This is a genomic window from Sulfitobacter sp. GN1-4 (genome assembly GCF_055693825.1).
Genome location: NZ_JBVFUQ010000003.1, coordinates 2,888,229 through 2,901,236 on the forward strand (window position 1 = coordinate 2,888,229; position 13,008 = coordinate 2,901,236).

6 protein-coding genes and 1 pseudogene are annotated in these 13,008 nt (G+C 58.8%); 3 read left to right on the top strand and 4 right to left on the bottom strand.

Annotated elements, in window-relative coordinates:
• Positions 1 to 41: 41 nt before the first annotated feature.
• The 4 genes and pseudogenes from ACZ1HM_RS14840 to ACZ1HM_RS14855 form a co-directional block, all read right to left on the bottom strand.
• Positions 42 to 1,232 (bottom strand): HlyD family type I secretion periplasmic adaptor subunit, encoded by a 1,191-nt coding sequence (locus ACZ1HM_RS14840; protein ID WP_472743452.1) that lies wholly within the window; start codon positions 1,230 to 1,232, stop codon positions 42 to 44.
• A pseudogene (locus ACZ1HM_RS14845) lies at positions 1,229 to 3,453 on the bottom strand (ATP-binding cassette domain-containing protein). The gene ACZ1HM_RS14840 and the pseudogene ACZ1HM_RS14845 overlap by 4 nt, the downstream one beginning before the upstream one ends.
• The gene (locus tag ACZ1HM_RS14850) at positions 3,450 to 4,610 is read right to left on the bottom strand and encodes a TolC family protein (protein ID WP_472743453.1); all 1,161 of its coding nucleotides are present in this window, start codon (positions 4,608 to 4,610) and stop codon (positions 3,450 to 3,452) included. Before ACZ1HM_RS14850 ends, ACZ1HM_RS14845 begins: the two are co-directional and overlap by 4 nt.
• A 225-nt stretch (positions 4,611 to 4,835) precedes the next feature.
• A complete protein-coding gene (locus ACZ1HM_RS14855; RefSeq protein WP_472743454.1) occupies positions 4,836 to 8,048 on the bottom strand; it encodes an Ig-like domain-containing protein in 3,213 nt (1,070 codons plus the stop codon).
• Between the two features lie 302 nt (positions 8,049 to 8,350).
• Here ACZ1HM_RS14855 and ACZ1HM_RS14860 point away from each other — a divergent pair, with 302 nt between their 5' ends.
• The 3 genes from ACZ1HM_RS14860 to ACZ1HM_RS14870 all read left to right on the top strand — a co-directional run bounded on the left by ACZ1HM_RS14860 (position 8,351) and on the right by ACZ1HM_RS14870 (position 13,006).
• Complete coding sequence (locus ACZ1HM_RS14860; RefSeq protein ID WP_472743455.1) at positions 8,351 to 10,345, top strand: CocE/NonD family hydrolase; 1,995 nt, start codon at positions 8,351 to 8,353, stop codon at positions 10,343 to 10,345.
• 114 nt (positions 10,346 to 10,459) lie between these two features.
• Positions 10,460 to 12,043, top strand: a complete 1,584-nt coding sequence (locus ACZ1HM_RS14865; protein ID WP_472743456.1) for an ABC transporter substrate-binding protein — start codon at positions 10,460 to 10,462, stop codon at positions 12,041 to 12,043.
• Between the two features lie 3 nt (positions 12,044 to 12,046).
• Positions 12,047 to 13,006, top strand: a complete 960-nt coding sequence (locus ACZ1HM_RS14870) for an ABC transporter permease (RefSeq protein ID WP_472743457.1) — start codon at positions 12,047 to 12,049, stop codon at positions 13,004 to 13,006.
• The last annotated feature ends 2 nt before the right edge of the window (positions 13,007 to 13,008 follow it).

Consider the following 13,008-nt stretch of genomic DNA (forward strand, 5'->3'; position numbering starts at 1 on the left):
GGCTGAGATCTTAAGAACTCTTGCCACCCAGGCGAAATCCCTTACGGCTCGCGGAAGGCTTCTTTGGACTTATAAAGCGGCTTGAGCAGATACTGCAGCACCGTCTTTTCGCCCGTGTGCAATTCAACTGACGCCTGCATCCCCGGCCGGATCTGCAAAGACGCCTGCCGTGCGGTCAGGTTCTCTGTATCCACCTGAAGTGTCACCTTGTAATGCGGATCGCCGTCTGGATCACGCGCGCGGTCATCTTTGAACGTATCCGCAGAAATCAGCGTCACCTTACCCTTGAGCGAGCCATAGATGGTATAGTCATAGGCCGACAGCTTAACCGTCGCCTCTTGGCCCGGACGCACACCTGCGATGTCCTCAGGTTTTACCCGCGCCTCAACAAAAAGCTCTTCATCCAGCGGGATGATCTGCAAAATCTCTTCGCCTGGACGTACAACGCCGCCAATGGTGGTGACGCTTAGGTTGTTCACAATGCCCCGCATCGGAGAGGTCAGGACAGTGCGGTTCAGCTGATCGGTAGAGGCTTTGAGGTTTTGGCGCAGTGTTGCCAGCTCTTTGAGGACATCAGAGTATTCCTGCGCACGGTCCAATTCGGACTGCGTCGTGATCTCATCATAGCGGATCTGCGCATCTGCATAGGCTTTGCGCGCGCGCGTCGCTTCGATCAGGGAGACGATGTTGCGCTCCAACAGATCGTTCATCAGATCCCGCTCGCGCTCCGCTTCGATCAGCACCCGCTTGGCCCCGTCAGAGCGTGAGACAAAGTCAGACTGGCGCGCCATCAGCAGGGCGCGTTCGGATTCCACGATTGCAGGGGTACGTGCGGCCCATTCGTTGGGCACGGCAAAGTCGAACTGCCCGGCCAGTTCCGCCTCAAGCCGCAGGCGGCGAATTTCGAAAGCAGAGATTTGATCGCGCAGGTCATCAACCGACGATTGGAACTGCGTCCCGTGCAAGCGCGCCAACACGTCGCCCCGGTTTACGATATCGCCTTCGGCCACTTCCAGCTGCGCAAGAATGCCACCTTCGAGGTTTTGAATGATTTGCGGACGCGACGAGGAAATCATTGACCCTTCGGCGCGCACAATTTCGTCGACCCAGGCAAAAGCTGCCCAGAGCAAAAACACAATCACCGCCGCAGCGGACAACCAGATCACAGCCGAAGGGCCCTGCAATTGCCGGCCCAACTGGGCGTCGAACTGAGGCGTTGTCATCATTGTCATGCCGCCTGCCCTTTCCGGCTGGCGATGTGGCTCAGCACCTTGTCTTTTGGCCCGTCGATGGTCATGCGCCCCCCTTGCAACACCAACGTCCGGTCGGTCAGCGCAAGGATTGGCGCGCGGTGGGTCGCGATGATGGCGGTACGGCCCGCCATCCAGGTTTCAAGACGGCTGACCAAGGTCGCCTCAAGCGTTTGATCCAGCGCGGCGGTGGGTTCATCCAATAAGCATACTTTGGGGTCTTGCAGCCACAGACGCGCCCATCCGATGGACTGGCGTTGGCCAATGGACAGGCCCGCACCATTGTCCTTGATCTCAAGATCCAGACCTTTGTGGTGTTCCTGCACAAATGGACCAAGCCCTGCGAAATCCAGGGCGGCATGCAGACGCGCGTCGTCCCGTTCCAACATCGTCAGGTTTAGGTTATCGCGCAGCGTGCCTGCAAACAGGCGCACATCCTGGCCAAGATAGCCAACAAGGCGACGCAGATCGCGCGGTTCAATCTGGCTCATTTCCGTGCCGTCGATCAACACGCGCCCGGTTTCAGGCGCATAGAGGCCAGAGAGCAGTTTCAAAAGAGAGGACTTGCCCGACCCGTTTGCCCCCAGCACGGCAATTTTCTGACCGGGCAGAATGGCAAGGCCTGAGATGTCCAAAGTGGGCGCGCCGTCTTCTTCGTAGCGGAAGGTCACATCGCGCAGCTCATAATGGCCCTTAAGCTCTTCGCGGCGCAGATAGCTGCGCCCCTCTTCGGCGTCTTGATCCACGCCCGCAATCGCCTCAAGCCCGTCGAGGGCTGATTTCACATTGCCCCAACGCGCCATTGTGCCGGCAAGCTGGGTGAGCGGGGCCAGGGTGCGACCCGTCAGAATGCCCACGGCAATGATGGATCCCACGGTGAACTGACCTGCAAACACAAGATAGGTGCCGGTGATCACGGCGGCGACATAGGTGCCCTGCTGCACCCCCTGCGACCAGAAGGTGAGGGTGGAGGCCAGCTTGCGCTGCTCGGATGATTTCATCGCCTGGAGCGTGTTCAGCTCATGCCACAGACGCATCACACGGTCTTCGCCACGCTGCGTCTTGAGCGTATCGAGCTCAAAAATCGTCTCATGCAGCAGCCGCGATGCTTTGGCGGATGCGCCTTGGGTTTCCTCCGTCAGGCGGATCATCTTCTTTTGCAGAAGAAAGCCCGGGATCACCATCAGGATCCCCCCAGAACCAGCACCCAGACAACATTGCCTGCGATGCTGGCCACGAGGAAAAGGAACACGAAAATAAACGGGATGTCGGCGATGGTGCCGATGGTGGATGCGGTGAAGAATTCGCGCACAGAGCCGAATTCGCGCATGGATGAGAACACCTGGTTGGGCGCTTGTGCCTTGTTGTCAGAGCGCATGCCCAAAATGCGGTTCATCAGGATTTGCAGAACGCTGACCTCAATCTGGCGCCCTGCCCCGTCCATCAGACGTGCACGGGCCACTTTGATAAAGGCCTCCATCAAAAGCGCCAGCCCAGCACCGGCGGCCAACACCCAAAGCGTGGCCTCAGATTGATGGGGAATGACCCGGTCGTAGACCTGCAAAGAAAAGAGCGCGACAGCAACGGCCAGCAAGTTGGCCACAAAAGAGCCCAATGCCACCTCAGCCATCTGCCGCCGGAAACGTCCGAATTGCCCCCAGAACCAATGCGGGGCCTGGCTTTCGGTTTTGTGGGTCTCGGCGACTTTGGCCAGCGGTGCCTCAGCCCGCACCAGAAGACCTGCAAAGAAGGGTTTGAAATCAGTGACGGGCACATGCGCCCGGTTGTCGGGGCATGTGGTGTCAAAGATGATCAGATCTCCGCGCGATTGGCCCAGAACCAACAGCACCTGACCAGATGTCATATAGGCCAGCGCGGGCCAGAACTCAGCACTAGGATCGCGCACATGCGCCACCTGGGACAAAAGCCCAAGCGCGCGCAGACCGTGGGCGATAGCGGCGGCTTCGTCTTCTTCAGCGGCCCCCTCACGGGTCGCCCCCCCGATGGCCTCAAAGAGGTCTTGTTGAACCGCCTCAACCCCCAGCAACCCTGCATAGGTCGAGGCCAAATGCGCCCGTGCCCGCATCCGGGCGGCAAAGCGGTCTTCTTTGGCCTCTGTCGGGGTTTCCACGGCATTCGCCGCAGCCATACGGCCCTGATTGCCGTTGGTGATGGTCAGAGTAAACGCGCGTTTCTGGGTCAAATCTCTTGCCCCTCGGCCAAAACACCCAGAAGGCGTGCCATCTCAACCTGCAAGGCGATGGCTTCGTATTTCAAGGTGACTTCGGCGTGCTGTTGCCGCGTAAAGGTTTCGTACACACTCACCACATCAATCACTTGCCGCTGACCGGCATCATATTGGGCCTGAAACAAATCTAGGTTGGCCTTTGCCTGCCGTGTCAGATCAGCCGCTTCGCCCGCCTGGCGAGATTTGGCGGCGATTTGCCCTTCCAGCTTGCGCAGCGCGCGGTTGGCATCTTCATCGGCCTGCGCCACGCGGCGGCCTGCGGCCTCTTTTGCCGCTTCAATCGCCTTTAGGCTGGCACCTGTGCCAAAACCGATCAACGTGTCTGATCCGGCGCGCAGCCCCACATCGCCGTTCTCACCGATGGTGGCCCCAGCCGAAAGACCCGGCAGCTGCCCTGCACGTTCAACTTTGGCCTGGGCGATGGAACGGGTTTTCTCTGCCTCTGCCAAGACCACTTCGAGGGGCTGTGCGGCGGATGCCTTAACGCTAAATCCCGGCACACCGCGCAAATCAGAAAGCGGGGAGACTGACATCGCGTTCAGCTCCGCAATGGAGGTCTGGGCGCGTTCAACATTTGCAGTACGGTCTGCTCTGATCTCGGCCAGCTTTTGGCGCAGGACGTTCAGGTCGGACCGATCCGATACGCCGCCCTTCACCCGTTCGGCCATGATGTATTCGAAATGCCCCATGTCATCGAGTGAGCGTTGCGACAACGCCGCTTTCTCACGGGCCTCAGCTGCGTTGATGTACAGTTCAAGCGCTGTCGCCACGCGGTCATTTGTATCGCGGGCCAGGTTCACGGCGGCCACTTCTACATCTGCCACGGCAAACTCACGCTCGCCTTTTAGACGGCCGTGATCGAACAGGACCTGATCCACAACAAGATTGGCCACCAGCGATCCAAGAGAGGAAAGGCTGACCTGGGGGCCGATGCGGGGCAGCCAGTTCTTGCTGGCCGCTTCCGCGCGCAACCGGGCAGAGCGTAATTCAGATTCAGCCGCCCGCGAATTGGCAGCCAGAACGGAGGTCGCGACCTGCTCAAAGGTGCTGCCAGACGGCAAGACCGATCGGCGGGACATCAGCCCCTGAATGATCGCGCTGTCCGCGTTCACCTTTTCTGAATGACTGAGTTTGGGTGTGGATGTGTTATCCGGCGCCTTGAGCATAGCGACAAAGTCGCCAGGTCCGCCCCCTGCGTCTGACAGACACCCTGTCAAAGTACATGCGATTGCACAGACTCCGACTGCCCTGATTACACCTTGCCCCATGACCTGCCTATCGCGGTACATTTTGGTAAGGGCGCGGGTCATTTGCCGCCCGCGCCTCTGTTAATTCGTTCAGGTCGTTACGTTGATGTCGTCATCAACGATGATCGTCCCTTCGCTGCCCAGCGTGTAGATGTCGTTGCCACGTCCATCCGACCCGGTGCGCTGCGCGCCGCGGATTGTCAGGCTGTCGTCCGACCCACCAATCACCTGCAACTCATTGGTGTTGCTGGACAATGCCAACAGCGCCGCTTCGTCTACCGTCAGGCTGGCTTCTTCTGCGAAGGTCAGATCGACGGTTTCGATGTTGTAGTTGCCAAGCTGGCTGTTGCTGAGCGCCACGTTAGAGCTCGCAACCTCGTCGTCCAGCACAAGATAGGTGCCAGAGGAGTTGCCCGCGCTGTCTGAGGCGGTCACCACCAGGTGCGATCCATCAGGTACGTTGGAGTGGAAGGAGAAGTGTGTCTCACCGCGGAAATCGCTGGTGTCTGCACTCACGCCCTGCACAGAGCCATCTTCGCGGACCTGATATACATCCAATGTATCATCAGAAACCTCGGTGGAGATGCCCCGGATGCCGTCACCCTGACGGGTATAAGAAGCAATCACCGGCCCTTCGGGAGCTTCGGTGTCAATCGCCAGCGTATCGCTGATGGTGTCCACGTTACCAACTGCGTCTGTCGCGCGCACGGTGATGGCCGCATCATAGGTGCCCACACGGATGGCGGACGCCGGGATATTGACGCTCCAATTGCCCTGCGCGTCGACCGTTGCGGTGTGGTTTGTGCCGTCAAAGTTGACGACCACGGTAGAGCCGGGTTCAACCTGACCATCAAGGTCAATGCCTGCGGCGGCCTCTTCGACACTAACGGTGTTGTCACGACCACCCACGCCCGCTTGCATATCAAGCGGTTGTACTTCGGTGTCGATGTTTACAACATCAGAGATTGTCTTGGTGTTGCCAGCCCGATCCGTTGCCTGCACGGAGAGGGACGCGGTGTAGGTGCCTTCGCTGACCTGATTGGGCAGGAAGTTCGCAGACCAGGACCCGTTTGCGGAAACGATCGCGTTGACCGCAACCCCGTTGAGGGTAACCACCACGGATGTTGAGCCCGCCTCAGTTGTGCCGGTGATCTGTACGCCGCCGCCATCGGTACGCTCAGCCCCATTCACGGTGCCGTCGCCCTCAACAATATCGGCGCGCACATCAAGGTTATCGACACGGGTGTCGACCTCAACGCTGTCAGAGGCGTTCAGCTCATTGCCTGCCGGATCGACCGTTTTGGCGGTGATCTGTGCAGTATAAACGCCAGGTGCGACCTCTGAGTTGAGGAAGTTCGCCTGCCAATTGCCCGCGGCATCGGCGTTCACGGATTTGGAGAACCCGCCCATTGTCACGCTGACAACTGCATTGGGGTTCGAGGTGCCCGTGATCATCACGCCGTCGCTGGCTTCGGCCTCATTCACAACGTCGTCTTGCTCAACTGGGTTGGAGCTGATGGTCAGAATGCCAGCATCGCGGTCAATCTCAACATCACGGGTGATGGTTGAAACGTTCCCAGCGATGTCCGTGGCGACCGCTGTCATGACGGCGGTTTGCTGACCTGTGGGAATTTCGCTGCTGGCGAAGGTAACCGTCCAGTTGCCGTTGGCAGCCACTGTGGCGCTGTGGGTCACACCGCCCAAAGACACCTCAACCGTTGATCCAGGCTCAGTTGTGCCTGTCATAACAAGCACTTGCTCAGCTTCTTCGGCGTTGATCACGCCGTCGTCGCCGCCCGTGCTGCCGGTAAAGGCAAAGTCACGCACCAGGGTATCGATGTCGACCATGCCTGTGGCACTGCTGACGTTGCCGCTGGCATCTGTCGCGGTTGCGGTCACTTCGGCCTGCGTTTCACCAAGCGGCACATTTGCCATCGGCACGTTCACAGACCAGTTGCCATCGGCATCTGATGTCGTCTCAAATGAGCCGCCGCCGAAGGTCACAACCACGTTGGAGTTCGCCTGCGCGGTCCCCGTGAGGGTCACGCCATCTTCACGTTCAACCTCGTTTACGATCCCATCGGTTTCAACGCTGTCGGTTGCGATGGTCACTTCTGACACGGTGTCGATGACCACATTATCGCTGACCGTGGTTGTGTTACCGAAGGCGTCAGAGGCCACAATCGTGATGCCGGTGGTGTATTCGCCACCCTCCAGGCTGCCCGCCGGATAGGTCACTGACCATGTGCCATTTTCTGCGATGGTTGTGATCTGCTCTTTGCCTGAGATGGTCACAAGCACCGAGGCACCCGCCTCACCTGTGCCGGTGATGGTCACACCACCTGCAAAGCTGACCGCGTTAAAGAAATCATCAACAGATTCAGTGCCCGTTGCCACTTCGATCAGCGGCGGCGTGGTGTCGATGACAAAGCCAGGGCCGTCCAGCGTCACTTCGCCTTCGCCGGTGTAGCAGATACAGATCGCTTCATAGGTGCCATCAGGCGGGAAGTTCTCGCCCTCAAAGGTCACTTTGAATGTGCCGTCATCACCGATGTTTGTTTCGATCTCTTGATCGCCCAGCTTGATGATCACCCGGTCGCCAGGTTCACCGCCACCGGAAATGGTCGCTGTATGCGGGGCGGAATCGTCGCCGCCGATGTTGGTGCTGCTGTCTGGGTCATCTACGTAGGGCTGCTGTGTCAGATCGCGATCTGTATCGCCGCCGCGTGGATCGCCGCCACCGGTATCGCCGCTGTTGTCGCCGCCCGTTGTGGTGTCGCCATCGCCGCCTGAGGCACCCAGAACCGCCGCACCGCCGACAACCGCCGCTGCCGCTGCACCGCTGCCGCCGACCAGACCGCCCAGAAGCGGTGCCGCCAGCATGGAAACCTCTTCATCGGCATAGCCTGCCGCAACCAGTTCGGTGCGACCGAGGAAAATCAGATCATCGGACGGGCTCCATTTGCCCCACTGCTCCGTTGGACCGTACTGGGCATAAAGCTCACCTGCGCCTGTATCAACAAAGGCCACCTCATTCAGATAGCCGTCAGCCGAAACGAACAGCCGGTTCGGCGCGCCTGATCCGTTAAAGTAGTTGTCGATGGTAATCTGCCGGCCATCGGTCAGCGTGATGACCAAATCATTGCCGTCGCGCGTCTGCGACTGCATGTCGATCTGCCTAAGGTTCAGAGATATCTCTTGGCCTGCACCGGCCTGGATGACATGGGTCTGGGCATCGCTTGCCACAGTTCCACGCTGCAATCCGCCCGCACTATCGCGGACGACGAAATCAATCGCCTTCATAACACCACCACTCTACCTCGAAGGCCCGTTCAAGCGCACCTTCATTTTGTATTGCCGACCTATTCAGAAAGATCGTGCAGGTTTTCTAATTGGTTATGGCTTAGCCTTAATTTTTCATTCTGGCCAGAATCTTTTTTGAGCAGAATTGCATTTCCACTGTCGCGTGCAACCGCAAGTCTGTGTTTTCGAGGATCTTTTTCCCGCTAGTTGACTCATTTTTAACGTGTTTCTGTGGGTGAGGGGGAAAAATGGCACCGAAGCAACAGTTGACAATAAATTTCCAGCATCCAAGCCTTCGGGTCATGACAACAGTTCAAAACACCCTCCGCGAAATTTCTGACGAAGCCGATTTTGGGATTATGCTTTCAGACGGTTGCCGTCTGTCTGCGCGGGTCTGGCGCCCCCTGGATGCGGACGCCGACCCCGTTCCCGTCATCCTGGAATATCTGCCCTACCGCAAACGCGATGGCACCTGCGCCCGCGATGCGTTGACCCACCCGTGGTTTGCGGCACGCGGCTATGCCTGCGTGCGCGTGGACATGCGCGGCAACGGCGACAGCGAAGGGTTGATGGCTGATGAATACACCCAACAGGAGTTGGACGACGCGGTAGAAGTCATCGCCCAGCTCAGCGCACAGCCGTGGTGCAATGGCAACGTCGGCATGATGGGAATTTCCTGGGGCGGCTTTAACGGCCTGCAAGTTGCGGCCATGGCACCGGATCCGCTGAAAGCGGTCATCACCCTCTGCTCAACCGTGGACCGTTTTGCCGATGACATCCATTACAAGGGTGGCTGTCTGCTGAACGAAAACTTGGGCTGGGGCGCAACAATGTGGTCCTATTCATCGCGCGCCCCTGATCCGGCCCTGCGCGAAAACTGGCGTGAGTTGTGGATGGACCGGCTGGAGAACGAACCCTTCCTGCCTGCGGTTTGGTTAAAACATCAACGGCGCGACGCCTATTGGCAGCATGGATCTGTCTGCGAAGACTACAGCGCCATCAAGGCCAAGGTACTGGCCATCGGCGGTTGGGGCGATGCCTATAAAAACGCCGTCCCCCAATTGGTTGAGGCTCTGCCGGGCGCCAAGGGCATCGTGGGGCCATGGGTGCATAAATACCCGCACTTCGCCGCACCTGAGCCGCGCATAGGATTTCTGCAAGAGGCGCTGCGCTGGTGGGATCACTGGTTAAAAGGCGAGGACCGACAGGTAGAGCAAGACCCGGACTACCGCGCCTACCTGATGGATGGTGTGCGTCCTGCAAGCTGGTATCTGGAACGTCCCGGCCGCTGGATTGCAGAGGCTGAGGGAGCGACCTCACACTTGCAGGCGCATCAGATGCATCTGACCGACGCGGGCCTGGCCGATGCCCCCGGCACCCTTGAGGCATTGGTGTCATCGCCTGCGCATTGTGGGGCGGATGCGGGCGAATATTGCGCGATCTGGCTGGGCCCTGAAATGCCGGGCGATCAGCGCAAGGACGATGCTCTGTCCACCGTCTTTGACAGCGCGCCCTTGCCAAACGACATGGACATCGTGGGGGCACCCAAAGTGACCCTCACACTGAAAAGCGACAAACCCCAAGGGCAGATCGCTGTCAGGCTGAACCACATTCACCCCGATGGTGCATCTACGCGGATCACCTATGGCGTTTTGAACCTATCGCACCGCGAAGATCCTGCCGCCCCCATGCCGATGGTGCCGGGGATGGCGGATCAGGTCACGCTGTCGCTTGATCACATTGCCTACCGCGTGCCGGCAGGCCACCGCCTGCGGCTGTCCATCTCGGACGCCTATTGGCCGCTGCTGTGGCCATCCCCCGAAAAAACCACACTCGTTCTGAGCGAAGGCACAGTGGCCCTGCCGCTCAGACCCAGTGGTGATGCAGATGAGCATGTCTTTGACGCCCCCACCTCTGCCGAACCATGGGAGACCGAAGAACTGCGCCCGGCAAACCACGTGCGCCTGCAAGAGACGGATATGGTCAGCGGCATGGTGCATCTGATCATCGAGGACGACTTTGGAAAGGTCAAAGACACCGCACACGGCCTGATCTCAGGCCAGGTCGCGCGGGAGCATTGGGAGATTCACCCGGACGACCCCTTAAGCGCCAAGGGGGAGTGTCATTGGACCAATGAGCTTGAACGCGACGACATTCGCCTGCGCGTTGAGACCTTCTGCAACATGCTTAGTGACGCCACGCACTTCCATCTCAAAGCGCGCATAGAAGCCTATGAGGACGACAGTTTGGTCTATGCCCGCGATGACGAAGAAAGCATTCCGCGCGACCATCTGTAATGCGATCGTTACATAACCGTGGGGAATTAACCTTGCGGGCTAGTGTGAAATGCGCAAACCTCAAGGCCAAACCAACAAAAAGCGCACAAGCGCGAATCCAAGGGGAGATCCTAAATGAACGATGAACTCAAATATTTGAGCGGTCGTGTTGTCAAAGGTTTGATGACACGTCGTGATTTTGTAGGCCGTGCTGCGGCCTTGGGTGTGACAGCAGTTGCAGCCAATTCCATGCTGGCCACCGCATCCCGTGCGGCGGGCCCTCAGAAGGGCGGCACGATCAAGATTGGTGTTCAGGGCGGTGCGACCACCGACAGCCTTGATCCCGCAACAGCCGCCAACCAGGTGCCACTGCTGGTGGGCCGCATGTGGGGCGAGCCACTGGTTGAGCTGACCGACGATGGCGGCCTGCAAGGCAAAGTCGCCGAAAGCTTTGAAGGCTCTGCTGACGCCAAGACGTGGCGCTTTAAGATCCGCTCGGGCATCACCTTTTCCAACGGTCAGCCTGTGACGGCTGAGGATGCACGTGCCACCATCGAACGCCACTCTGGCGAGGACACCAAATCCGGTGCTCTGGGCCTGCTACGCGATATCGACACGCTGAGCACCGAAGGTGACACGCTGGTCATCGGGCTGAAAACAGCCAACGCTGACTTGCCCTACTTCATGTCCGACTATCACCTGCTGATCCAGCCAAACGGCGGCAAGGACGACCCAACCGCTGCCATCGGCACCGGCCCTTACACGCTGGAAGAAGTAGACATGGGCGTGCGTTTTGTCTGCGGCAAGCGCGACGACTACTGGGGTGATCTGGGCAACGCCGAGACCATCGAGATCATCGTGATCAACGACAACACAGCCCGTGTTGCAGCACTGCAGTCCGGTCAGGTCGACATCATCGACCGCGTACCACCACGCACAGCTGGCCTTGTCAGCCGCGCGCCCGGCGTGACCGTTCAAAGTGCTGCGGGTCCAGGCCATTACGTGTTCATCATGCACACGAACACAGCGCCCTTTGACAACAATGACCTGCGGATGGCGCTCAAGTACGGCATCAACCGCCAGGAAATGGTCGACAAGATCCTCTTTGGCTATGGCTCAGTGGGTAACGACACGCCGATCAGCTCTGCTTATCCGTTCTACACGGAGTTTGAGCAGCGCGAATATGACCCAGACAAAGCCAAGTTCCACTTTGAGAAATCCGGCCACTCTGGTCCGATCCTGCTGCGCACCTCTGACAACTCCTTCCCAGGGGCACCAGATGCCGCAGCCCTGTTCCAGCAGTCGCTGGCCGGTGCAGGCATTGAACTGGAGATCAAGCGCGAGCCAAACGATGGCTATTGGTCTGAGGTCTGGAATGTGCAGCCCTTCTGCACATCCTACTGGGGCGGTCGCCCAACGCAGGACCAGATGTTCTCAACCGCCTATCTGTCGACGGCGGACTGGAACGACACCCGCTTTAACAAGCCACGCTTTGATGAGCTGCTGGTGCAAGCGCGGGGCGAGCTGGACGGTGCCAAGCGGACAGCGATGTATGCAGAAATGGGCACCATGCTGCGCGACGAAGGCGGCCTGATCTGCCCGATGTTCAATGACTTCATCGACGCTCACGGCGACCGTGTCGACGGTTGGGTGGAAGGCACAGCAGGCTTTGCGCTGATGAACTCCTACGCGCCGCTGCGGATGTGGGTGAAAGCCTGATCTGTGGGACCTTTAACAAAACTGTTGGCCCAGCGTATTTCGCTGGGCCTCCTACTCTTGTTGCTGATCTCCATCGTTATTTTTGTGGGCACGTCTATCCTGCCCGGCGATGTCGCTCAGCAAATCCTTGGCCAATCTGCAACACCTGAAGCCCTCGCCAACCTGCGCGAAGAGTTGGGTGTAAATGATCCACCGGTGACACGCTACCTGAATTGGCTTGGCGGCATCGTGACAGGTGATCTGGGCACGGCTCTGACCTCTGGGCAATCCATCAACGAAGCGATTGGCCGTAGGCTTTCTAACACCCTCTTTCTGGCCGTTTGTGCGGCTGTGATTGCCGTACCCCTGGCGATTTTCCTGGGCCTGCTGGCGGTGCGTTACCAAGAACGCTGGCCGGACAAAGTGATCTCAGCCAGCACGCTGACCACAATTTCAATGCCAGAATTTGTGATTGGCTACATCTTGATGTTCATTTTCGGGGTAAAGCTTGGCTGGTTCGTGCCCACCGCGATCAGCTACCGCCCTGACGCGCCGTTCTTTGACCGGCTGGAGGCCATAGCACTTCCCGTGATCGTGCTGACCCTTGTGGTCTTGGCGCATATGATGCGCATGACCCGGGCGGCGATCCTGAACGTGATGCAATCGGCCTATATTGAAACGGCTGAGCTAAAGGGGATGTCGACATTCTCAGTGATCAGCAAACACGCCTTTCCCAATGCCATCTCTCCGGTGGTGAACGTTGTGATGCTGAACCTCGCGTACCTCGTGGTTGGTGTTGTCGTGGTTGAAGTGGTGTTCGTCTATCCCGGCATGGGCCAATACCTTGTGGACCACGTCAGCAAACGCGACCTGCCGGTGGTGCAGGCATGCGGCATCATCTTTGCGGCCATCTACATCGGGCTGAACCTGATTGCAGATGTTGTGTCCATCCTAACCAACCCGCGTTTGCGGCATCCGAAGTGAGG